General features: G+C 67.4%; 21 protein-coding genes, 1 pseudogene and 1 riboswitch. Of the genes and pseudogenes, 11 read left to right on the top strand and 11 right to left on the bottom strand.

Annotated features, from left to right (window positions below; translation table 11 throughout):
• Positions 1 to 10 precede the first annotated feature (10 nt).
• From AL755_RS13965 to AL755_RS13940, 6 genes are all read right to left on the bottom strand, one after another.
• Positions 11 to 1,750: an ABC transporter permease gene (locus AL755_RS13965; protein ID WP_054011535.1), complete on the bottom strand. Its 1,740-nt coding sequence runs from the start codon at positions 1,748 to 1,750 to the stop codon at positions 11 to 13.
• Between the two features lie 243 nt (positions 1,751 to 1,993).
• A riboswitch (M-box (ykoK) riboswitch) is annotated at positions 1,994 to 2,159 on the bottom strand.
• A 94-nt stretch (positions 2,160 to 2,253) separates the two neighbouring features.
• On the bottom strand, positions 2,254 to 3,027 hold the full coding sequence (locus tag AL755_RS13960) for an ABC transporter permease (protein ID WP_054011534.1): 774 nt from the start codon (positions 3,025 to 3,027) through the stop codon (positions 2,254 to 2,256).
• Positions 3,024 to 3,755, bottom strand: a complete 732-nt coding sequence (locus AL755_RS13955) for an ABC transporter ATP-binding protein (protein WP_054011533.1) — start codon at positions 3,753 to 3,755, stop codon at positions 3,024 to 3,026. Before AL755_RS13955 ends, AL755_RS13960 begins: the two co-directional genes overlap by 4 nt.
• Positions 3,752 to 4,345, bottom strand: a complete 594-nt coding sequence (locus tag AL755_RS13950) for a TetR/AcrR family transcriptional regulator (protein WP_202813513.1) — start codon at positions 4,343 to 4,345, stop codon at positions 3,752 to 3,754. Before AL755_RS13950 ends, AL755_RS13955 begins: the two co-directional genes overlap by 4 nt.
• A gap of 29 nt (positions 4,346 to 4,374) precedes the next feature.
• Positions 4,375 to 4,938 carry a TetR/AcrR family transcriptional regulator gene (locus AL755_RS13945; protein ID WP_054011531.1) on the bottom strand — a complete coding sequence of 188 codons (564 nt, stop codon included), beginning with the start codon at positions 4,936 to 4,938 and terminating at the stop codon, positions 4,375 to 4,377.
• Positions 4,939 to 5,030: 92 nt separating this feature from the next.
• Entirely contained in the window at positions 5,031 to 7,136 is a 2,106-nt protein-coding gene (locus AL755_RS13940; RefSeq protein ID WP_054011530.1) for a phosphocholine-specific phospholipase C, read from the bottom strand.
• A gap of 151 nt (positions 7,137 to 7,287) precedes the next feature.
• Here AL755_RS13940 and AL755_RS22490 point away from each other — a divergent pair.
• Positions 7,288 to 7,722 (top strand): annotated as a pseudogene (locus AL755_RS22490) (DUF1990 family protein); the annotation flags it as partial.
• 16 nt (positions 7,723 to 7,738) lie between these two features.
• Here AL755_RS22490 and AL755_RS13935 read toward each other — a convergent pair.
• From AL755_RS13935 to AL755_RS23515, 4 genes are read right to left on the bottom strand one after another with little or no spacing between them, the layout of a single operon-like run.
• A complete protein-coding gene (locus tag AL755_RS13935; protein WP_054011529.1) occupies positions 7,739 to 8,164 on the bottom strand; it encodes a glyoxalase in 426 nt (141 codons plus the stop codon).
• Positions 8,165 to 8,215: 51 nt separating this feature from the next.
• A complete protein-coding gene (locus tag AL755_RS13930; RefSeq protein ID WP_054011528.1) occupies positions 8,216 to 8,611 on the bottom strand; it encodes a VOC family protein in 396 nt (131 codons plus the stop codon).
• A 51-nt stretch (positions 8,612 to 8,662) separates the two neighbouring features.
• On the bottom strand, positions 8,663 to 9,817 hold the full coding sequence (locus AL755_RS13925) for a hypothetical protein (RefSeq protein ID WP_054011527.1): 1,155 nt from the start codon (positions 9,815 to 9,817) through the stop codon (positions 8,663 to 8,665).
• Positions 9,817 to 9,993, bottom strand: a complete 177-nt coding sequence (locus tag AL755_RS23515; protein WP_160318912.1) for a hypothetical protein — start codon at positions 9,991 to 9,993, stop codon at positions 9,817 to 9,819. The genes AL755_RS13925 and AL755_RS23515 overlap by 1 nt, the downstream gene beginning before the upstream one ends.
• Before the next feature lie 246 nt (positions 9,994 to 10,239).
• On the opposite strand from AL755_RS23515, the gene AL755_RS13920 reads away from it, so the two are divergent.
• From AL755_RS13920 to AL755_RS13875, 10 genes are all read left to right on the top strand, one after another.
• Entirely contained in the window at positions 10,240 to 10,569 is a 330-nt protein-coding gene (locus AL755_RS13920) for a PadR family transcriptional regulator (RefSeq protein WP_054011526.1), read from the top strand.
• Between the two features lie 2 nt (positions 10,570 to 10,571).
• Complete coding sequence (locus AL755_RS13915; protein ID WP_054011525.1) at positions 10,572 to 10,937, top strand: DUF1048 domain-containing protein; 366 nt, start codon at positions 10,572 to 10,574, stop codon at positions 10,935 to 10,937.
• A gap of 24 nt (positions 10,938 to 10,961) precedes the next feature.
• Complete coding sequence (locus AL755_RS13910) at positions 10,962 to 11,774, top strand: ABC transporter ATP-binding protein (RefSeq protein ID WP_054011524.1); 813 nt, start codon at positions 10,962 to 10,964, stop codon at positions 11,772 to 11,774.
• A gap of 10 nt (positions 11,775 to 11,784) precedes the next feature.
• The gene (locus AL755_RS13905; RefSeq protein WP_054011523.1) at positions 11,785 to 12,546 is read left to right on the top strand and encodes an ABC transporter permease; all 762 of its coding nucleotides are present in this window, start codon (positions 11,785 to 11,787) and stop codon (positions 12,544 to 12,546) included.
• A gap of 139 nt (positions 12,547 to 12,685) precedes the next feature.
• The gene (locus AL755_RS13900; RefSeq protein ID WP_054011522.1) at positions 12,686 to 13,408 is read left to right on the top strand and encodes a GntR family transcriptional regulator; all 723 of its coding nucleotides are present in this window, start codon (positions 12,686 to 12,688) and stop codon (positions 13,406 to 13,408) included.
• Between the two features lie 169 nt (positions 13,409 to 13,577).
• Positions 13,578 to 15,770 carry an alkaline phosphatase family protein gene (locus tag AL755_RS13895; protein ID WP_054011521.1) on the top strand — a complete coding sequence of 731 codons (2,193 nt, stop codon included), beginning with the start codon at positions 13,578 to 13,580 and terminating at the stop codon, positions 15,768 to 15,770.
• A gap of 57 nt (positions 15,771 to 15,827) precedes the next feature.
• Entirely contained in the window at positions 15,828 to 19,802 is a 3,975-nt protein-coding gene (locus tag AL755_RS13890; RefSeq protein ID WP_054011520.1) for a LamG-like jellyroll fold domain-containing protein, read from the top strand.
• 188 nt (positions 19,803 to 19,990) lie between these two features.
• On the top strand, positions 19,991 to 20,431 hold the full coding sequence (locus AL755_RS13885; RefSeq protein ID WP_054011519.1) for a tautomerase family protein: 441 nt from the start codon (positions 19,991 to 19,993) through the stop codon (positions 20,429 to 20,431).
• 89 nt (positions 20,432 to 20,520) lie between these two features.
• Positions 20,521 to 21,114, top strand: a complete 594-nt coding sequence (locus AL755_RS13880; protein WP_054011518.1) for a carboxymuconolactone decarboxylase family protein — start codon at positions 20,521 to 20,523, stop codon at positions 21,112 to 21,114.
• A 10-nt stretch (positions 21,115 to 21,124) separates the two neighbouring features.
• On the top strand, positions 21,125 to 22,018 hold the full coding sequence (locus tag AL755_RS13875; RefSeq protein ID WP_054011517.1) for an RNA polymerase sigma-70 factor: 894 nt from the start codon (positions 21,125 to 21,127) through the stop codon (positions 22,016 to 22,018).
• Positions 22,019 to 22,042: 24 nt separating this feature from the next.
• On the opposite strand, the gene AL755_RS13870 is transcribed toward AL755_RS13875, so the two are convergent.
• Positions 22,043 to 23,245 carry an AI-2E family transporter gene (locus AL755_RS13870; RefSeq protein WP_107503859.1) on the bottom strand — a complete coding sequence of 401 codons (1,203 nt, stop codon included), beginning with the start codon at positions 23,243 to 23,245 and terminating at the stop codon, positions 22,043 to 22,045.
• Positions 23,246 to 23,270: the final 25 nt, after the last annotated feature.

Here is a 23,270-nt window from a genome sequence, read left to right as displayed (position 1 = left end):
TGGAGGGGAATCAGCTAAGCGAGAAGCGGGTTTCGGCGAGCTCGTACAGCCTGCGCCAGAAGAGCCGGTTGAGGCCGACCACGTAGACGGACATGACGATGACGCCCACCAGGACCTTGCCGAAGTCACCGGTGGTGGTGGCCTCGGTGATATAGGTGCCCAGTCCCGAGGCGGTCAGCGTCTGGTGGTTGTAGGTGACGATTTCGGCGACGATCGCCGCATTCCAGGCCCCGCCGGCTGCCGTGATGCCGCCCGTGACGTAGGACGGGAAGATCGCCGGCAGGATCAGCTTCCGCCACCGCTGCCACCGCGAAACCCGCAGACTGTCCATGGCCAGGCGCAAATCGTTGGGGATGGCGCTGGCCCCGGCGATGACGTTGAAGAGGATGTACCACTGGGCGCCCAACGACATCAACAGGATCCCGCCGTAGTTCAGCGAGATGCCGGAGAACACGAAGAACGCGATGGCGAACGGGAAGAGGAAGTTCGCCGGGAAACTGGCCAGCAGCTGCACGATGGGTTGGGCCAGCCGGCTGATCTTCGGGTTCATGCCGATCCACACGCCCACGGGCACCCACACGATGGTGGCCGCGAGCAGGATCACCAGGACCCGGGCAAAGGTGAGCGTGCCCAGCCCGAACGCCTCCGCAAAGGCGCCAAGTCCCGCCGTGCCCTGGACGAAGGTGAACGCTTCGTAGACGCCGTAGAGAACCATGGCGCCAACGACGACGGCGAACGCCGCGTCCCCGCCGCGCCTCACCAGGGCGGGGGTGTGGAGCGGGTGCTCGGCCAGCCCGAAGGGCCGCGTTCCCGAATCCAGGAGCCGGCCAACGGGCCGGAGTCCGCGGGAGATTACGTGCGGGATCGAGGACCGGCGCAGCATGTCAAGGACCACGCTGCGCGGACGTTCGACGGCGACGGTGTCCTCCTGCCGGAACTTCTCGGCCCAGGCCACCAGGGGACGCCAAAACAGGAAGTTCACGCCGATGACCATGATCGCCATGGCCAGGATGGCCCACCAGACCCGGCCCAGCTGGCCTTGTTCGACGGCGGCGGCCACATAGGCTCCCACGCCGGGCAGGGCATAGTCGTGGTTGTTGACGGAGATGGCCTCCGAGGCGGCCAGGAAGAACCAGCCGCCGCCAAAGCTCATCATGCCGTTCCACACGAGCGGGATCATGCCGGCCGGCACATCGAGTTTCCAGAAGCGCTGCCATTTGGTCAGGCGCATCAGCCGGGCCGCCTCGTCCAGTTCCCTGGGCTGGCTGACCAGCGCGTAGTAGAACGCGAAGGTCATGTTCCAGGCTTGGGAGGTGAAGATGGCGAAAATTGCGGCGCATTCCAGGCCCAGCGTGGAATGCGGAAACAAGGCGATGAAACCGGTCACGGTGACGGACAGGAAGCCCAGGATGGGCACCGACTGCAGGATGTCCAGCAGCGGTAACAGCACCTTCTCGGCACGGCGCAGGCGTGCGGCGGCAATGGCGTAGACAAAGGTGAACACCACGCTGGCGGCCAGGGCAATGAACATCCGCAGCAGGGACCGGGCCGCGTAGTAGGGAAGGTGGGACGGGTCGGTGGAGATTGCGGCCGGGGCGTTGGCAATGTTGAAGGGGGCGTTCAGCCCCGGGCCGAGGCGCACGAGCACGAACAGCAGCACCAGGACGGCGCCGCCAACAAGGAGGTCAACCCCGTTCAGGGTGGGGCGCCGCAGGATTCCGGCGCCGGGAAGGGGACGAATGGCAGGCATGAAAAACTCCGCACGGGAAAGCCCCGTCAGCCTTCAATGGCCGTCTACGGCGTCGAGGGGAGGCTGCGGGAAGTGGGGGTGGATGATGTGTAGCGCGAATGCGGGCCAGGTTTCAAAACCCTCACCTCCTTAGCGTCAGTGCCACGGTCCATGCCGCGGCGCGTTCGTCATGTCAGTTTTGTCATGTCGGCGAGGCAACGCAGGGGGAGCGCCAAGGCAGGGCAAAAAAGGGCCTGCCGGCGGCGAACACCTCCTCGTCAGAGCTTTGGCACTGCACGGCGTAGCCCTGGGGGCAGCCACTTGGGGTCACCCCTTAATCCGGGGAGACCTGTCCTGACCTGGGGTGTCTTTCGACAGGGAAGGTCAGTGGCCTGTGTCCATGCAGAAGCCTCACCGAACAAGGTGTTGCAACAAGACGAACGTAACCCTTCCGGGCGCGCCCGTCAAATGCGGAGCCAATGACACCGAACAGCCGGCATGGGAAGCTCGGTTGGCAGGCTCGTTCACAGAGTCAACCGCCGCCACATCCGCAGCGTCAGCCACAGGGCGAGGGCTGCAACCGGCAGCGCCAGCAGCAATTGCAGCACCGCCGTGGCACCCAGGGCAGCGCCGCCGGCCGCCGCCCACAGCCCCGGTGCGGCGAAGGGAAACCAGCCCCCGATGCCCGTGATCACCGCCACCTGGGCCAGCGCGACGACGGCGGTGACGGCGCCGATTGCCGCCAGGTAACCGCGCCCCACCGTTGCGACGCAGGCGCACGGCAATGCCAAAAGTCCCGTCAGCAAGGTCACCAGCAGGAGCCGGCCGGCGAGGGCCGCCACGTTCGCCGCGGGTGCGTGGAAGCCGAGGAGCCAGCCGGCGGCCAGCACTCCGGCTGTCAGGGCCAACGCCATGGTGCCGATCCAAGCCGCGATGATGGTGAACTTGGCGGCGGCGATGGCCGGTCGGGACACGGGGATGCCAAACAGGGCGGTCGCGGTGCCGTCGGTGAATTCCCGCCCGAACATCCACCCGATGACCACGCCGAAGCCGAGCAGGCTTGCCACGGCGCTGACTTGGGTGGCGCCGTCGAACAGGCCGGTCCAGCCGCGGTCGGTGCTGATGGTTGCAGCCTTTGCCGCGAACGCGCCTGAACCGCCCACGGCCAGCACGGATGCCAGCGAAATCAGCAGCAGGCCGCACACGAGCAATGCACTGGTCACGAGTGTGACGGGGGCGGCGCGGAACTTGGTCCATTCCACGGCCAGGGCGGCCCGCCACTGCGCGGCGGCGTTCACAGCGACCGCTCCACATCGGCGTAGACCAGTTCGAAGAAGCGCCGCTCAATGTCCGGGGCGTCCGGTTCCAGGCCGCCAATCGTGCGCCCGGCGTTGATCACGGTAATCCTGTTCGCCATGCGGGCCACCTCGTCGAGATGGTGGCTGGAGACGAGCGCCGCCATCCCCTGCGCCACCCGGCAGGTGATGGCCGTCCGGACTGCGACGACGCCGGCCGGGTCCAGTGCGTTGGTGGGCTCGTCCAGGACCACGATCGATGGATTGTCGATCAGGGCGGCGGCCAGGCCCAGCCGCTGCCGGTTGCCCAGGGACAACGCGCGGGAACGCTTGCCCCACCAGGGCGTCAGCAGCAGTTCCTCCGCCATGCGGCTCGCGGCGGCCCGCGCGGACTGTGCGGTGAGGCCGGCAAGCCGACCGGCGATGCGCAGGTTCGCCTCCACCGTCAGTTCCGGGTAGGCCAGCGGGGTTTCGATGAGGTGGCCCACGCCGCGCCACTCGGCCGAGGTGAGCCTGCCGACGTCGCGCCCGCGCACCCGGACGGTGCCGCCGCCGGCCCGGGTCATGCCGAGCACCAGGCGCATCAGGGTGGTCTTGCCGGCTCCGTTCAGCCCCACCAGGGCATGGATCTCACCGGCGGAAACCGTCAGGTTGATGTCGCTGAGCACGTCTTCCTTGCCGTAGCTTTTGGCAACGGCGGTCAGTTCAATGCAGGGCATGGTTGGGTTCATTTCGGTGCCTCACTATGCTGCCCGGCCAGGGCCAGTTGCCCCAGGGCCGTCTCAATCCGCACGCCCAGGCCGCCGGAGTCTGTGCGGGCCCACTCAAAGAGCGCTGCCGTGATGGCGCCCAGGCACGCGCCGGCGGCCACCTCGGCCTCCAGCGGGGGCGTGCCGGTGCTGCGCAGCGCGGCGACGATGACCTGGTGGGTCAGCTGGTTGTTTTCCCACATCCGTGCCCGCAGCGAGGGGTGTGCGTCGACGATCCGCACGCGTTCCCAGGTGTCATCCCTGTCGGGTTCGGGCAGTTCCGCCCACGCCTGGAGCAGCCCGCGGCGGGCCCGCTCCAGCGCTGGCAGGGCGGCGGGCTGTTGGGCCACGGTCGCACCGATCAGCGGGTCGTACGGGTCATCGAACAGCACGGAGCTTTTTGACGGAAAATGCCGGAAGAAGGTCATGGCTGACACTCCGGCCTCCGCGGCAATCTGCTCCACCGTTGTTGCCTCGTAGCCGTGCAGCCGAAACAGCCTGACGGCCACGGTCTGCAGCTGTGCCTTGGTGCGTTCCCGCTTGCCCATGGGAATAATGTTAGTCACTAACATTATTGTCCGGCAAGGGCTTTGACGAGGATTCAGCCCGCCGTGACGGCCTTGAGCGCGTCGAGGGCTTCGCCGACGATACGCGTGAAGGTTCGGGTGTTGTCGGCTGCGATCCACTGCTGGAACGCCACGTGGAATACCGTGGTGCAGCTTTGGGCGGTGAGGCTTGCCGCGGGTTCGCCCACCCCTCGCTCACGCAGGCTCGCGGCAACGGCCGCGGAGAGGCCGGCAAGTTTGATCAGCTCGCGTTCCTGGAGTCCGGGGCTCGTATTGATGATGCGTTGGCGTTCCTGGGACCAGCGGCGGCGCGGCTCAAAGTCAAGCGCGGCGGCGTGGAGCGCGGCCGTGATCGTTGCCAGGGGGGAGGCGCCCTCGGGGGCCAGGGCAACCGAGGAGATAAACAGTTCCTGGAATTTGTCCTGGCCGAAGAAGAGCACCTCACGCTTGTCGGTGAAGTGCCGGAAGAACGTGCGTTCGGTCAGGCCCGCCCGTTCGGCAATGTCGGCAACAGTGGTTTGCTCGAAACCATGCTCCACGTAAAGCTCCATCGCGGCCAGCTGGAGGCGTCCGCGGGAATCGGGCTGCCATCTGCTCATGGCCCCATCCTACCTAATGACAGTCGGTGACATGACGGGCGGCGTCGGTGGTACCGGCAGGAGGTGCCCGCCGGTACCACCGATCCAGGACCCTAGCTGCGGCGGAGGCCTGCTGCCGGGTCGCTGAAGCTGGGCTTGCCGTTCTCCCGGTGCCCTGCGAAGCGGCGGAAATAGGCCGCCGCTTCGTCATCCGTGACGGTCACGTCGAACCAGCCGTAGCTGTCCGCCAGGTCGATCTCCACCGACACGGTCTTCCGTGGCGGAACGGTCACCTTGCGGACCTTGTCGCGGCTGTAGGAGTTTGCCACGCGGACCTTGCGCGGACGGTTTCCGGAGTTGACCAGCACCAGGGTGCCGCCGCCGTCGTCGATCCCGGCAGCCACTTCATCGGCATCCGCCAGGGATCCCTTGAATTCGGCGAGGTACCCGTTGGCGCCCCAGACGGACAGCGCATAGGCGGGGCTGTTGGCCCACGAGTCCCGGACCGTGTCGGCCGCGGCCACCTGGTAGCGGCGGGGCGCATCGGCGGGGGACAGGCCGTTGCGGACCTGGAAGTACGCGCCGGACTTGCCGCGGTTGGCAAATTCAAGGCGCAGCTCGGTTCCGCTGACGCGGGCCAGTTCGACGCCGAAACGGTAGGGGAGCGGGCGGGCCGGGCGCACGCCGGGGTCCTGGACGGGCATGGCCTGCGGGGTCTGCACAGAGAAGGGCCGGCCCTGGCCGTGGATCGGGGCCGGCGGAGTCATCGCCTGGAAATCGGCCTGCTTGCGGGAGAAATCGAAGGCCGACGTCAGGTCGCCCACCACGGAGCGGCGCCAGTCGCTGATGTTGGGCTCGGCCACGCGGAAGCGCTTTTCCAGGAAGCGGATCACGGAGGTGTGGTCGAACACCTCCGAGCACACCCAGCCGCCCTTGCTCCACGGCGAGACCACCACGAGGGGCACGCGGGGGCCCAATCCAATGGGTTGGCGGCCGTGGGGGTCGGCGCCGGGCACCAGCGGGCTTGCCTCGCCGGGGTGGAGGTCAAGGTCGAGGATTTCATCGGCCAGGCTGGCGGCCAGGGAGGTGGAGACCAGGCCGTCGGTGCCCGGGCGGTTCGTGACCGGCGGCATGGGCGGCACCACGTGGTCGAAGAAGCCGTCGTTCTCGTCGTAGTTGAGGATCAGGGCGGTCTTGGCCCAGACCGCCGGGTCCGCGGTGAGGGCGTCGAGGACCGTGTCGATGTAGTAGGCGCCGTCCGTGGGGGATGCGGACGGGTGCTCGCTGTACTTGTAGGGCGAGACCACCCATGAGACGGCCGGCAGGGTTCCGTCCAGGACGCTCTGCTTCATTTCGGCCAGGGTGTGGGTTGAGGCGCCGTTGTCCACGAGCGGGCCGCTGGCACCCTGAGCCCTCTGGAAGTTGGCAAAGAACTCCAGGGAGTTGTCGGTGTAGTTGTCCGTGGGTTGGCCCGCCACGCCAGTGCCGCCCTGGTAGACGCGCCAGCTGATGCCGGCGTCCTGGAGCCGCTCCGCGTACGTTGTCCACGTGTAGCCGTTGGTGCCGTTCCGCTCGCCGAGCCCCGGGCCGTTCGGCTTTGTGCCCATGCGGTTTTGCGGGTCGAGGGTGCCGGTCCACAGGGCAATCCGGTTGGGGGCCGTGTCGGCGTGGACCGAGGCGAAGTACGCGTCGCAAATCGTGAAGTTGTTGGCGAGCGAGCGGTGGAAGCTGTTTTCCTTCTCCGTCAGGTATGCCATGGTCAGCACGTCCTGCTTCTGGTTGACCCACTGGTCCCAGCGGCCGTTGTTCCAGGCCAGGTGCCCGCTGCTCCAGCCGTGGTCGGTGCCGGCAATATTCTCGCTGGTCCGCTCCGAATTGAGCGGAAACGGCAGCACGAAGCTGGACCCGGCCGGCAGGCCGCGGGCGTTGTAGCGGGCGGTTTGAACCTCGGCAGGCGGCTGGTGCCACACGTCCTGGCCGTTGGGCAGGAGCCATGGGCGGGGGTCGCCAAAGCCGCGCACACCGCGCATCGTGCCGAAATAGTGATCAAATGACCGGTTCTCCTGCATGAGGATCACGACGTGCTCGACGTCGTTGATGGTTCCCGTGCGGACGTTGGGTTCGGCGGCAAGTGCCCGGGTGATGGATGCGGGCAGCGCCATGGACGCGGCAGCGGCGGCCACGCCTCCCAGGAGGGTGCGGCGATTGATGCTGGTCATTGCGGGGGTCTCATCTCTTGTGGTGCCTGTGGGACTCCATGACACTCGCACCCCGTGGGGAACCGGACGCAAATGGTCGCAGGACATGGGATGAACAGTGTGGGAAATTGCTCCCGCCGTGCCCCGGCCGACGCAATGGCATGCTGGTTCCATGACGAATCCGCTCCTCAACCACTGGCCCCCAACGGGTGCCGGCCACCGCCGTTCCGAAGTGTCCGCCTGGTTGGGCAGTGGTGACGCCGTCTGGGCGCGGGCCAGTGCGGAGGTGCTGCGGTGGACCGTGAAGACCCGCAGCGGATTCACGGTGGATTCGACGGGGCCGGTGCGGATCGGCGAGCGCGTGCACATCACGGTCCGGCTCCTGGGCCTGGTGATCGTGGAGCCGGTGGAGGTCGTGTCCGTGGTTGCCGGGAGTGACCGGGTTGGTTTCGCCTACCGCACCCTGCCCGGGCATCCGGTGAGCGGCGAGGAGGCGTTTGTTGTTCACCGTGAGGGCGCCGAGGTGTACGTGACCATTCGGTCCCTGACGCGTGCGGCGCCCCAGCAACCCTGGAGGGCGCTCTACCCTGCGCTCCGGATCGCGCAGAAGATGGTCCGCGGGCTCAGCCCGCGCGGTCGACGCCGGTGTCCGGTGACAGGAACTCGAGCCGGTTTCCGTGGGTGTCCCAGGCGTAAAACCGGCGAATGCCGGGGAAGTTATTGTCCCATTCCACCAGATGGCCGTGGCTCACGATCCGCGCTGCCAGCGCATCTAGATCGCGCGCCAGGATGCCCGGGTGGGCCTTCTTTTGCGGCTGGAAATCGCTCTCGACGCCCAGATGGATTTCGAGCCGGTCAGCCCTGAGCCACAGGCCGCCGCGGGCTGCCAGGACGGGTGGTTTCTGGACTTCCGTCATGCCCAGGACGCCCACATAGAACTCGCGGCAGGCGTCCTCGCCGCCCGCCGGCAGGGCGAGTTGGACGTGATGGAGCCCCAGGCCGAGGCCCGTGCTTGCCGGTTCGGCGCCATACGGTTGGACGGCGCTCATTGCTGAGCCACGGACGGTGCGATGCCCCGGGGCAAGGTGGTCTCCTGCACCTTAGCCGGCGGTGACGCTGAGCTGCCAGGAGACGCCAAAGCGGTCGCTGAGCCATGCGTAGCGTTGGGCGAAGGGGTATTGGCCGGGCGGCATCATGACGGAGCCCTGCTCGGACAGTTGGCCGAACAACGCATCGAGTTGCGCCTCGTCCTTGCAGTCGAAGAAGAACGACACCGACGGGGTGAACCCGAATGCGTGCACGGGCGGGCTGTCGATGCACCTAAAGGTCTGGTCGGCGATCCGGAACGTGGCGCCCCTGACGGTGCCTGCCCGGGCCGGATCTTCCGGCCCGTTCCGCTCGATCCGAAGGATCTCGGCATCGGGGAAGGTGGAGACATAGAAGTCCATGGCCTCCTCGGCCTGGCCCGTGAACATCAAGAATGGAGTGATCGTCATGGGCCCACTATACAAAGCCGGCGTCGTGCCTGCGAGGGAACCCGGAGGGCGTCACCCGATCCGCCGGCGGCCCGGCATTTGCGGATCCTCCGGCCTGGTCTCCTTAGAGGTGCGGTTCTTGGGCCGGTACGGCAGGACCGGTTCAAAGGTGAACCGCCGCGGCCCGCTCCACATAGAGGGAGGGGCGTCGATCGCGAAGGCGATGGCGTAGGCCACTCGTTCGTAGTTGGCGCGCCAGCCCTTGAAGTGCGGCCAGGCCTGGTCGGCGCTGACTTCAACGGGGAAGTCGACGCCGCGCAGCATCTCCACGGCCCCCTGGAAATCGTCGAAGGTGATGTTAAGCGGGGTGTCGGGGTCGACGTCGTCCTCGACCGGGATGTGGATGGCCCGGGCCACCTGGTTCATGCAGGTGAAGCCCATCCGCAGCACCAGGCGGGCGCGGGTGTTGGGTACGGTTCCGGGGCTCAGGGACAGTTGCAGTGCCGCGGCGTCCATCACGCTCAGCAGGGAAATGAGCCAGTTCGATTGCGGTGCGGGGGAGCGGAACCAGACCAGCGTGAGGTAGGTGCTGTGGGACTCGGCGACGTCGGCGGCCCAGCGTTCCCAGGTTTGGTAAAGTTCGGCCAGCTCGCTGACGCCACCGTGCGCGTCCCGGCCAAAGCGGGTGCGGACCAGCAGCTCCGGCCCCCATGCCGGTGAGCCGGCCCGTGAGACCAGCAGCGTGACGTCCGCTTCGCGCCGGTTGAACGCCGCATAGAGGGTGGGCAGGTAACTGACCTGCAGGGCGATGACCGTCAACCCGGTATAGGCGGCGGCGTAAACCAGCACGGTGTTGCCAACGTTGTTAGGCGCCGCGTAACCCAGCGTGAACATCGCCGATCCGGTCTCGGACGCGGCCCGGAAGATGTCGCCGTCCACGAACGGCAGCAGCAGGAGGCCGTAGGAGACGTAGAAGAGGACCATCCACACCAGGAGCCGGACGAACAGCGACATCGGGGCCTGCCAGGACAGGATCCGGTCGCGCATTTGGTAGGAAGTGACGGGCCGCAGCACCCCATGGAACACGTTCATGGTGGCCAGTCCCGTCACCCGGGACAGGACGCTGTGCAGGGGCCGCGGCACGATCAACGTTCCAATGACGCTGATCCAGGTCATCAGCACGCCAATCGCCCCGGCGGCAAAGCACGCCCAGATCGCGACGTCCACTAGGCGCTTTCGGTACCGTCCGGCTGATCGCTTTCCCCGGGTTCGACGCCGGTGCCCTCCGCCGGCTCCCGGCCCGCCTCCCCGGTCCCGGGCGCGGGCATTTCATCCTCCGGCATGGGGGCACCGTAGCCGCCCTCGTGAATTTCGGCGTGTTGTGTGGGTTCTTGCTGGTCCATCACTTGTCCTCCTCCGTGGAGCCGCGCAGGCCGTTGGGTGCCGGGAACGGACGCCCGCTTCGGCATGCGCTACTCAAACTGTAGCCACGGCTTGCCCCGGTTGCCACAGGAATTTTGCGTAGTTGTCGTGTTGCCGACCGCCGTGGAATTCGCGCCAAAAATTTCTTGGCGGCCCCTTGCGCCGCTAGTACCTAGTGCTACTATGTACTAGTAGTTAGTAATGCTGAGTAGCTAAGGAGGTGTCCCATGGGGAAGCAAATGACGGAGATGCTCAAGGGAACCCTTGAGGGCATCGTCCTTGCGATCCTGGCCGTTCGTCCCGCGTACGGATATGAGACAACGGCGAGGCTGCGGGACCAGGGCTTCACCGAGATCGCCGAAGGGACCGTCTACGCGATCCTCGTGCGGATCGAACGCAACGGCCTGGTCGACGTGGAGAAGGTTCCGTCGGAGAAGGGCCCGCCACGCAAGGTGTATTCCCTCAACGCCCAAGGTCGTGAATACCTTGACGAGTTCTGGAGGACCTGGAGCTTCCTCGCTGAACGTCTTGCACAGCTCCACGAAGGAGAAGACTAGAAATGGCTGCAAAGTGGATCGAGCTGGTTACCGGATCACTCGAACAAAAGAAGCAATACCGCCAACACAAGGCCCGCATGGAGAGCCTGCCCGAGCCCTACGGCACCACTGCCAAGGCGCTGATGCGGTACTTCATGTATACCGGCGGCGTCACGGACGGCGAGACCGCACTGAAGATGATGGGCGACTTCGTCGACCTCTGGGAGCGTGCCGCCGTCGACGGAACACCCGTGCGGGCAATCGTCGGCGAGGATCCGGTCGATTTCGCCGACACCTTCGCCCAGGCCTATGACGGCAAGACCTGGATCGACAAGGAACGGGACCGGCTGAACAAGGCCATCGACGGCGCCACCGGCGCCGAACAATAACCCTTCGGATGTAGGGAGAAGCAGATGACAACCCAACAGGACCAGGCACCCGCAATCCACGTGCGGGAGCTGACAAAGTCATACAAGAACGTGGAGGTGCTGCGCGGCGTGGACTTCGACGTCGCCCGCGGCAGCATCTTCGCCCTGCTCGGATCGAACGGGGCGGGCAAGACCACCGTCGTGAACATCCTGGCCACACTCCTCAAGGCCGATTCCGGCACGGCCGGCGTCAACGGCTTCGACGTCGTCACGCAGGCGCCGGACGTGCGGGAGTCCATCAGCCTGACGGGACAGTTTGCCGCCGTCGATGAGATCCTCACCGGCCGGGAAAACCTGGTCCTGGTGGCCAGGCTGCGGCACCTGAAGAACCCCGGCACCATCGCCGATGGCCTGTTGGCGCGGTTCTCGCTGACCGACGCGGCCACCCGGAAGGTGGCGACGTACTCGGGCGGCATGCGCCGCCGGCTCGACATCGCCATGAGCCTTATCGGGAACCCGCCGGTCATCTTCCTCGACGAACCGACCACGGGGCTCGACCCCCAGGCCCGCATCGAGGTGTGGCAGGCCGTGAAGGAACTCGCCGGCCACGGCACCACCGTGCTGCTCACCACGCAGTACCTGGACGAGGCCGAACAGCTCGCCGACAGGATCGCCATCCTGAACGAGGGCCGGATCATCGTCAACGGCACACTGGCGGAGCTGAAGGCACTGCTTCCGCCCGCCAAGGTCGAATACGTCGAGAAACAACCCACCCTCGAGGACGTCTTCTTCGCCATCGTCGGTGACGCAAGCAAGGACGACGACGCCGGCAACCCCCGCGTCGCCACGAATGAGTGAGGTAAGTGCAATGAACAAGCATTTCTTCGGCGACACGGCAGTCCTGCTGGGACGGTCCCTGCGCCACGTCACACGCAGCATGGACACCATCATCACCACGGCACTCATGCCCATCGCCTTCATGTTATTGTTCGTCTACGTGTTCGGCGGCGCCATCAAACACGGCTCGGGCCCCTACGTGACCTACCTGTTGCCCGGCATCCTGCTCATCACGATCGCCTCGGGCATCTCCTACACCGCCTACCGGCTCTTCCTGGACCTGCAGACCGGCATCTTCGAACGATTCCAATCCATGCCGATCGCACGCTCCTCGGTGCTGTGGGCCCATGTCCTCACCTCACTGGTGGCGAACCTGATCTCGATCGTCGTCGTCGTGCTCGTGGCCCTCATCATGGGCTTCCGCTCAGGGGCGGGAGTACCCGCCTGGCTCGCCGTGGCCGGCATCCTGGTCCTGTTCACCCTGGCCCTGACCTGGCTGGCCGTGATCGCAGGCCTGACCGCGAAATCCGTGGACGGTGCGAGCGCATTCTCCTACCCGCTGATCTTCCTGCCCTTCATCAGTTCGGCGTTCGTGCCCACCGCCTCCATGCCGGGGCCCGTACGCGCCTTCGCCGAGAACCAGCCCGTCACCTCCATCGTCGACACGATCCGAAAGCTGCTCGCACAGCAGCCCGTCGGCGGGGACATCTGGATCGCACTCGCCTGGTGCGTGGGCATCCTCGCCGTCGCCTACGCCGTCGCGGTGACAAGCTACCGGCGCAAGACCGCCTAAGCCGTGTGGCCCGCCGCGCTCGCCGTCGGCGGGCGCACGGCGTCGTCTGGGAAGATAGGCGCATGAGAAGAACGAGCCGCGACGGGCGCCCGGGTCCACGCCGGTCGATCACCGCCGGACCTTCGCGAAATGGCGGCCGGTGACCGCCGGGTATGCGGCGATCGCCGTCGAGCTGCGGCAGCGGATCGAGTCGGGGGAGTTCGCCGTCGGCAGCCGGATTGCCAGCGAGGCCGCGCTGGCGGCGGAGTACGGGGTCACCCGCAGCCTGATCCGCCGGGCGATGGCACAGCTGGCACGGCAGTCGCTGGTCCGTTCCAGCCCCCGCGGCGGCTGGTTCGTCCAGGCACCCCACCAGGCGCAGGGCTTTGAGCGGATGCAGTCGTTCACCGAATGGGCGCAGGCGGGCGGCCGTGTGCCGGGCGGGCTCGTGGCGTTGAAGGAGCGGCGGCCGGCGAGCGCCCGTGAGGCCCAGCAATTGCACGTGGGCCTGGGTGAGCCGCTGCTGTGCGTGACCCGGGTCCGTTCACTGGATGGCAGCCTGGTGATGATTGAGCGTTCCGTTTGGGCGCCCTGGGTTGCCCCGTTGATTGATGTCCTGCCCGACGACGCCGTCTCGACCACCGCTGCGCTGGCTGCTGCGGGCATCCGGGTGGCGTTGGGGAACCACCGGATCGAGGTTGCGGCCGCATCCAAGCAGGATGCGGAGCTGTTGGGGGTGCGGCGATCAAGTCCTTTGCTGCAGGTCAGCCGCGTCACCACCACCAGCGACGGGCGGGTCATCGAGCTGGGGGAGGACCGTTACCGGGCGGGGACCATCGCGTTCAACGTGAACGCGGGGGAGAGCACGCGCGCGCTGGTGTAGCCGGCGGGGACGTCACGGAAGTGCGGGAAGGGACCCAGTGCGCACACTGGGCCCGCCGATGTTGTAGGACGTGGCGGGTTATCCCCTTTTGATTCCTTCTGTTCACCAAGGGTTGGTTTTGGGCTGTTTCTCTGTGAACGGCCCAGACCTCCCCGAACTAAGGAATCCCATGTCCAGCGAGCCCAAAGAATTTACCCCCGACCCGTACGTGCGCAAGGAGAGCGTGCCCCCGGAAGTCCTCCGCTCGGGGCTTTCGCGTCGCGGCATGCTCAAGGCGCTGGGGCTGTTGGGCAGCGTGGGGACGCTCACCGGCACCGCGGGCGCCGCCTGGGCGCAATCCGGCACGGGAACAAACACCGCCGGCCTCAAGACGGCGGGGACGAACGCCGCACCGGTGAAGTACGCGCTGCCCGCCGGCTTCAAGGGCGACATCACCGACATCAAGCACGTGGTGGTCCTGGTGCAGGAAAACCGCGCCTTTGACCACTACTTCGGCGCGCTGCCGGGCGTGCGCGGCTTCAACGACAAGCAGGCGCTGCGCTTCCAGAACGGCGCCGACGTCTTCTCCCAGCCCAACGGCTCGTCGTTCGTCAAGCCCACCCGGGTCACCACCGTCGCGGGCACCACCACGGGCCTTGACCACTCGTACTCCGGCGGATTGGGAGCCTGGAACTCGGGCCGGTACAACAACTGGATCGGTGCCAAGGGCGCCCCCACCATGCAGTACCTCACGGGCGAGGAAATCCCGTGGCAGTGGTCGCTGGCCAGCGCCTACACGATCTGCGACAACTGGCACTGCTCGGTCATGGGCCCGACCACGCCGAACCGCCTCTACCACTGGACCGGCACCTCCAACGGCGTCACCGGCAACGGCGGCGAATCCGACGGCAACCGCACCTGGCAGACCTACCCCGAGGCGCTGCAGAACGCCGGCGTCTCGTGGCGCATCTACGTTGACAACACCAACAACGGCAGCAGCTGGGTGGGCGACTACACCGACAGCCCCATCCGCGGATTCTCCGCCTTCACGACTTCCGGCTCCACGGCCACCGACCTTGCCAACAGGGCCGACCCCGTGAAGAACGCGCCCGGCACCGGCCTTGTCTGGCGTGCCGGCTCCGCCCCGTACGCCTCCACCGGCACGCCGAACAACGACAGCGACGCCAACCTCAACGGCGTCCTGAAGGACTTCATCGCCGCCTGCCAGCCGGCCGCCGCCAACCCGCTCCCGCAGGTCTCCTGGATCGTGGCCCCCTACAGCTGGTCCGAACACCCCTCGGCAAACCCCGAGCACGGCGCCCACTTCAGCAACCGCGTGATCCAGACGCTGCAGGGCAACCCGGACCTGTGGAAGAGCACCCTGCTGATCATGACGTTCGACGAGAACGACGGCTACTTCGACCACGTCCTGCCGCCGTACGCCGAGCCCGGCACCCCGGGGGAGTACTCCGGCAGCACCCCCATCGGCTACGGTGCCCGGGTCCCGGCCATCCTGGTCTCCCCGTGGACGCGCGGCGGCTGGGTCAGCGGCGAGACGTTCGACCACACCTCCATCATCCAGTTCCTGGAGAAGTGGACCACCGCACAGGGAACCCCTGCCCTCAGCACCACCATCACTGACTGGCGCCGCGGCATCAGCGGGGACCTGACCAGCTCCATGGACTTCGCGAACCCCATCTTCGACACCCCGTCGCTGCCGGACACGGACGCCCTCGTGCAGATCGCCCGCGCCGGCGGCACCATCAGCACCCAGGTGCCGGCCGCCGACAAGTGGGACGGCGGCACGCTGCGCCACCGCCCGCTGTCCTTCCACCCGCACGGCTCCTTCGTCGAGGACCGCAACAGCGGCACGGTCAGCGCCAAGCTCAGCCTCGTTGGCGGGCCCAAGGGCAAGACCGTCAGCCTGCAGGCCTTCCCGGACAAATACGCCGCCTTCTCCAACACCCCATACACGGTCTCGGCCGCCAAGTCCGCCAGCCACAACTGGGACGCCTCATCCCGCGACGGCAAATACGCGTTCTCCGTCTACGGACCCGACGGCTTCGTCCGCTCCCACGCCGGCACCGTGCTCCCGGCCGGGCAGAACAACGCCGGGGTGCCGCGCGTCGACGTCGACCTTGTCTCCGGCGCGGAGCCGGTCGTGAAGATCACGCTGCGCAACGACGGCCTGCAGCCCGTGCACTACGCACTGGCGGCCAACGACTACCTGGGCGGCACCCGCAGCATCTGGGTCCACCCCGGCAGCAGCGAATCGATCAACTGGCCCACCTCGGAGGGCTACTACGACGTGATCCTCACGGCCGACACCGGCACCGGCTGGCAGCACCGCTACGCTGGCCGCGTGGCCCAGCTTTCGGCCTGACCCACAGCCACCCAGTCACCCAATCCACCCGACCCACCGAGCCAGCTGGAGAAGCTTATGGCCGCATCCCCCCGCCCCAACTCCACCATCCCCATACCCCGATCCCGTTCACACCGCCTCATTGCTGCGGGCACGACGGCGGCAATCGTCGTCGCCAGCGTCGTCGGCGTGGCCTACGCGGCCTCGGCCGCCCCGGCCTACGACCCCGCGGATGCCATCAAGCCCGTGGCCTCGTACACCTTCGACGGCGACACCGGGACCACCGTCACCGATTCCTCCGGCAGCGGCAACAACGCCGTCTGGAAGGGCACCCCGGCATATGTGACCGGCGTGTCCGGCCAAGCCGCATCCGTCAGCGGCGGGGCCAACTACCTGAAACTGCCGCTCGTGGCGGGGCAGACCGATGCCTCCGCAAGCTTCTCCTACGAATTCTGGATGTCGGAGGCAAGCCGGACCTCCTACGGCCCCATCGTCAGCAACCAGAACTTCGCCTCCTGCAACAACAAGGGCCTTTCCCTGTACAACCAGACCACCCCGGGCGTGCTCGAGGCGTGCTGGGGCCAGACCTCCGGCGGCACCAAGGAATACGTCCACGGCGCCACCCCCAACATCCTCAACGCCTGGCACCACGTGGCCGTCGTCGTCGACCGGACAGCCAACACGGCAACGTTCTACGTGGACGGCGTACAAAAGTCCACCGCACCGGCAGGCTCGATCACCGCCTCGGCGGCATTCAACAGCGGCCTGGCCTTCAACATCGGCGGCCTGGGCGGCAGCGAGAACGACACCGGAGACGGCTACGTCAACGCCTCCATCGACAACTTCTCCTTCTTCAACGCCGCCATCCCCGGCGCCCAGGTGGCCGCCGACTACACGGCGAGCAAGCCGACCACCGTCAACTACACGGTGGCCTTCAACGGCAACGGGTCCGACGGCGGCACCACCGCCTCGCAGAACCTGGCCGCGGGGCAATCCGCGGCACTGACCGCCAACGGCTTCACCCGCTCCGGCTACAAGTTCATGGGCTGGGCCACCAACGCCTCCGGCCCCGTCGTGTACAAGGACGCGCAAAGCGTCACGGACCTGGCCACGAACCCGGGAGCCACCGTCAGCCTGTACGCGGTCTGGAACCGCTACCGCGCGGTCGGCGACACTGTTGCCCCCGTTGTCTCCTACGACTTCACGAACGACTCCGGCACCACTGTGACGGACAGCTCCGGCAACGGCAACGCGGGTACCTGGTCCGGGACGCCGTCGTACGCAAGCGCCGTCAGCGGAAATGGCGCCTACGTCAACTCCCCGGCCGGCAGCAACAAGGGCGTCAACTTCTTCTCGCTGCCGCTGGTCGCGGGTCAAACCGACGCGTCCGCAAGCTTTTCCTATGTGTTCTGGATGAATGAGGCGGCCACGAGTTCCGACTCGCCCATCGTGTCGAACCAGGACTTCCTGCACTGCTACAACAAGGGCACCACGCTGTACAACACGGCGGGCAACCCGGGCATCCTGCGTGCCTGCTTCGGCCAAAACGGCACCTCGACCTCGCAGAACTACCTGGCCAACGTCAGCGCCAACTCGGTGATTGGCGCCTGGCACCAGGTGGCGATGGTCGCGGACCGCACGGCCGGCACCATGACCACGTACGTCGACGGCGAACAAACCGCGCAGAGCACGGCACTGACCAGCGCGTTCAACCTCATGAGCGGGCGGCCCTTCGCGGTCGGCGCCGAAGGCTCGGGCACCGACACGACCGACGGCTTCATCAACGCCACGATCGACAACTTCGACTTCTACAACGCGCCCATCAGCGCCGCGCAGATCCAGAACGAGTACGCCGCGGTCAAGGCGAACACGGCGGTGTCGAACACGGGCTCCACGATCGACAAGGGCTTCGTGACCGACACCTTCCGCGCCCCGCAGGTCCGTGAGGGCGGGACGGTTTCACAGCCGGTCTCGGGCCTGTGGAACGGCAATGCCGTCACGTCCTACACGAAGGTCTCCGGCGATGACTGGCTCAGCGTCGGCACCGACGGAACCGTCACCGGCACGGCCCCGTCCGGCGCCTCCCAGGACCCGGGCACCATCACGGTGAAGGCCACCGACGGCACCACCACCTCCCAAATCACGGTGGAGGTGGGCGTCATCGGCGCCAAGGAGGCCCCGCAACTGGCCACCGCCACCTGGAACCTCTGGGATGCCGGCAGCCACGTGAACGATTCCACGTTCAAGGACCTGGCGGTCATCGCGTCGAACGGACTCGACGTGATCGGCGTCCAGGAGGACAACGGCACCGTGGCCACCGCGCTTGCCGCGGCCCTTGGCTGGCACGCCGTCGAGGGCGCCGGCGGAGTGGGCATCATCTCCGCCTACCCGCTCGACGCCGATGCCGCGGCAAGGGCGGCCACCGCCGTCGCTGTTCCCGCAGTCGGTGCGACGGCCCATGTGCTGGGCCAGGATATCCGGGTGTGGAGCGCCGGGCTCGACGACGCCGCTTACGGTCCCGAGGCCGCCTGCCAAGGCGGTGTGAGTGACCCCGCAGCGCTTGTTGCGGCCGAGAAGGGCACCGACCGTTTCACCCAGGCGCAGGGCGTTGCCGCGGCCGTCGCCCATGACGTGCCCGCGGCCGGGGCCACTCCCGTGATCGTGCTTTCCGATCTCCAGTCGCCGTCCGCCAGCGACTGGACGGCGGCCACGGCCGGCGCCCACTGTGGTGTCGGTCCGGTCGCCTGGCCGGCCCCGGCCCTGCTGGACGCCGCCGGTCTGCATGATTCGTTCCGCGTGGCCAACCCGGACCCGGCGACGGCTGCCGGCACCACGTGGTCGCCGCTCGTGGCCACCAACCCGTCAACGGGCACGCCCGAGCCGCAGGACCGCATCGACTACATCCACTTCGCGGGCGATTCGCTGAAGGTCCTTGGCTCCAACACGCTGGTGGCCGGCTGGCCGTCGGTCAAGAACATCCCCGGGAACAGCTGGACCAGCAACCACCGCGCGGTGGTGACGACGTTCAGCGTCGGCACGCCGGTTCCGCCGAAGCCGGCACCCGTGGTGTCCGTGGCGAAGCCGTCGCTGGTCCTCCAGCTGGGTGCAACGCCCACGGCGGCCGAGTTGCTCGCCAAGGTCGGTGCCACGTCGACCACCGACGGCGCCACCTTTGCCCTGGACAGCAGCACCATCGACTTCACGAAGACCGGCAGCTACACGGCAGACGTCACGGCGACCGATCCCGCAACGGGCAAGGTGTCCGAGCCGGCCGGCGTGACCGTGAAGATCGTGCCCGTGGTCAAGGTGACCCTGGCTCAGACCGCTGCGGACATTGCGCTCGACGCCGGCAAGGACCTCACCGAGGCCGACGTCGAGGCGGCACTCAAGCCCGCTCTCAACGTGCCGGGCACGATTACGATCGACCTCTCCAAGGTCAAGCAGGGCGCCTCCGGCGCCTACCCGGTGACCATCACGGGCACCGACGACGACGGCTTCACCGCATCGGTGGACGCGCAGCTGACCATCACGGTTGCGCCGACAAGCACCGAATCGCCGAGCGCGACGGCCTCGCCTTCCGCGGAGCCAACCGATTCGCCGAGTGCAACGGCCACGGCGTCCCCGTCAACCGATCCGACGGATGCGCCGACTGATTCGCCGAGCGCGACCGCCACGGCATCGCCGACGACGGACCCGACAGCAGATCCGACGGATTCGCCAAGCGCAACGCCCACGCCAAGTACGTCGGCAACCGCGTCGGCCAAGCCGAGTGCCACCGCGACGGCCGCTCCGAGTTCGTCGGCCGCACCGAGCGCCTCGGCGTCCGGCAAGCCCGGCAAGCCGACGGCGTCGTCGTCGGCCTCGGTGAAGGCCTCCGCCGGTGCAACCAAGGCATCGTCGAACGTGACGAGCGCCAAGGGGCAGGGTTCCGACCTCGCCAGCACGGGTGCGAACGCCGGACTGCCGCTGGCCCTGGCCGCGCTGCTCCTGCTCCTCGGGGCGATCGCGCTGGCCGTCAGGCTCGTCGTCATCCGGAGGCGCGAGGCCGAGTAGCGTGGCTGTCCATCAGGCGTGAAACAGACTCCGGCCCGCGAGAAGGTTGTTGCCCAACAGCTTCCTCGCGGGCCGGGGTCTGTTTCGCGTTCTGGTGAGATGGAAACCGGATCCTTGACGCTGATGTGCATCAGGGTGAATCATGGCGACGACCGCCAAATTTCACCTTCACAGCCAGGAGAACCGTCATGCCCATGATCGATGTGTACGCAACGGCCGGCACCTTCGCCGACAAGCACCAGCTTGCCAAGGACCTCGCCACCACGTTGATGGGGATTGAGGCCGTGCCGAACATCCCGATGTTCCGTCAAAACACCGCGGGCTTCGTCCACGATTTGCCGGAGGGCGACCTGTCGAACGTCGACGGCGACTCGAACTACGTGCGGGTCCAGGTGCTGACGAATGCCGGTGCGCTGGACCGGGACAAGCAGCTGGCGGTCGTTGCCCAATTCACCGAGCTCGTGGCCAAGGCCGCGGGCGACCCCACGTTGACCGAACGCACCTGGGTCCTGCTGACCGAGGCGGTTCCCGGCGGCTGGGGCCTCGCCGGGCACGCCAATACCAATGATGAACTCATCGCGGCCGCGCGCAAGCAGATCGGCGAACTGCAGGCTAAAGCGGGGCAATAGTCGCAGTTTCCGCAGGAGATGTCACACGCGGGCGCCGGGCGGTGTCTCAATGTCGAAGGAATCGAAACACCCACGACATAGGAGCAGTCATGAACAGCGAAACCCGCATTCCCCCGATCGAGGTCACCGGCGCTTTCGGAGCGCTCGTGAAGTTCGGGGCCCGCCGGATGATCGGCCGCGTACCCGACTCGATCGGGGTGCTGTGGCACCACAAGACGGTCATGAAGGACTCCATGGGCATCGGCCGCAAGGTGGAAGGCTGGCACGAGCTCGCCCCGGACCTCGCGACGTATGCGGCCATGGCGTCCGCCGCCACGATTGGCTGCAGCTTCTGCCTCGACTTCAACTACTTCATGGCCCACAACCACGGACTTGACGAGGCGAAGGTCCGCGAGGTGCCGCGCTGGCGGGAATCGACGGTCTTCACGCCGCTCGAATGCAGGGTCATGGAATACGCGGAGGCCGCGAGCCAGACGCCGCCCGCCGTCACCGACGAGCTATCGGACGCGCTCCTGGCGGAAATCGGACCGGCGGCACTCGTCGAGCTCGCCGCGCGGGTCTCGTTCATGAACATGACCGCCCGCATGAATGTCGCCCTTGGCATCCATTCCGAGGAATTCGCGGACGCGTGCGGCCTGGCCCCGCTGGCGGTGCGGTCGACCGTCCCGGGCACCCCGGAGTAGGCTCCCGGATATGAGCAGTCCTGCGCCCGCCGGGGAGGATCCCTTCGTTATCCACCGGAGGCTGCTGTTCACCATCGCCTACGAGATGCTCGGCTCGGCCGCGGACGCCGAGGACGTATTGCAGGAGTCCTGGCTCCGCTGGCAGGAAGTGGACCGCTCGGAGATCCGTGCCCCGCGGGCGTACCTGGTGCGCGTCGTGACGCGGCAGGGGCTCAACCACCTGCGCGCGGCGTCGCGGCGCCGCGAGGACTACGTGGGCGAGTGGCTGCCGGAGCCCCTGCTCACGAGTCCCGACGTGGCCGACGACGTCGAACTCGCGGAAAACCTCTCCATCGCGATGCTGACAGTGCTTGAAACCCTGGTGCCGGCCGAACGCGCCGTGTTCGTCCTGCGCGAGGTTTTCGACGTGCCGTATGACGAGATCGCCGACGCCGTCGGCAAGACGCCGGCGGCCGTTCGGCAGATCGCGCACCGCGCCAAGGACCACGTCCAGGCACGGCGTCCGAGGGTTCGCGTGGTTCGTTCCGAACACGAGGAGGCCGTTGAACGGCTCGTGGCCGCCCTCAACACCGGCAATATCCAGGGGCTCATGGACATCCTTGCGCCCGATGTCGTTTCAGTCGCCGACAGCGGCGGGAAAGTTCGCGGCGCTGCGCGGCGGCCCATCGTCGGGGCGGATCGGCTGGCCCGGTACCTCGTGGGCGGGATGGCGAAGGCTGCGGGCGACCTCGCCGTGACCACCATGCGGGTCAATGGCCGTCTCGCCTTCCGGATGGAGCTGAACGGGCAGTTGGTCGCCGTCGCGAGCGTCACGGTGGAGAACGGAAAGGTGACGCAGATCTTCTCCACCGCCAACCCGGACAAGCTCGGCCGGCTCGAGCAGGAGACCGCACTGAGCCGATGACGGCCTGCCTGGGGGATGTCCTGGCTACGCCTCGCCACCCTGGGGCTCGGCGTCGTCCGGCGGCTCGGCTGCCGCCGTCGTCGTTCCGGGTGACATCGGCACCAGCGCATCCCGTCCCGTCCAGATCTTGATGATCGACCAGCCGACGGCGGTGAGCGGCACGGCGAGCAGGGCGCCGGTCAGCCCCGCCAGGGTGGTGCCGGCGGCGAGGGCGAGCAGGATCGCCAGGCCGTGGATGCGCAGGACCTTGCCCATCAGCAGCGGCTGGAGGACGTGGTGTTCGAGCTGGTTGGCGCCGACGAGGACGATCAGCACGATCAGGGCCGGCACGGGGCCGTTGAAGATCAGTGCCACCACCACGGCGAGGGTGCCGGCGGCGGTGGCGCCGATGATCGGGATGAATCCGCCGATGAACACGAATACGGCCAGCGGCAGTGCCAGGGGCACGCGCATGATGGCCAGGGCCAGGCCGATGATGAGCGCGTCGGTCAAGGCCACCAGTGCGGTGCCGCGCACGTATCCGCCCAGCACCACGGAGCCGTGATCGGCGGCGATGTGGGCCTTGGTGCGTTGGGTCGTGGGGAGGAAGCTGAACAGGAAGTTGCGGATCTTCTCCCCGTCCTTGAGGAAGAAGAACAGGATCACGGCCATCAGAACCGTCCCGACGGCGACGTCGGCGGCGACGCGCAGGCCGGTCAGTGCTTCGTTGCCAAACGTGGCGCTGAGGATGAATTTTTGCAAGGTGTCACGGATGGAATTGATCTGGGCGTCGGTGACCGGGTAGGGGCCCTGGACGAGCAGCCCGTGCAGCCGGTCGATGCCGATGTCGGCCTGGGCCACCAGGTCCTTTGACTGGGAGCGGATCAGGAATACGATCCCGGTGATGACGCCGCCGAACACGGCGAGGATCGCCACAAATGAGGTCAGCACCGCCAGGGCCCGGGGCCAGCGGTGCCGGCTGAGCCAATGGACCATGGGGCCGATCGCCGAGGCAAGGATCAGTGCCAGGAGGATGGGGGTCAGGACCAGCGGGACCCGGGTGAGCCCCCAGATGACCACCGAGACCAGGGTCAGGACCAGCAATGCCTGGGCGGAGCGGATCGCCGAGCGGCCCAGTCCGTCGCCCCAGATCACGGGCAGGCCCTGGGTGAATCGCCCGCCGCGGGTATTGACCGGGTTCACCGGGAGCGGGGGCTCCGCCGGACCGCTGGATTGTGTGTGCGCCATGGAGGCAATTCTTGCACCGTTCCGC

The sequence above is a fragment of the Arthrobacter sp. ERGS1:01 genome, from assembly GCF_001281315.1.
Lineage (GTDB): Bacteria > Actinomycetota > Actinomycetes > Actinomycetales > Micrococcaceae > Specibacter.
Note: the sequence above shows the minus strand (reverse complement) of the source record. Positions and strands in the feature narration are given on the sequence as shown.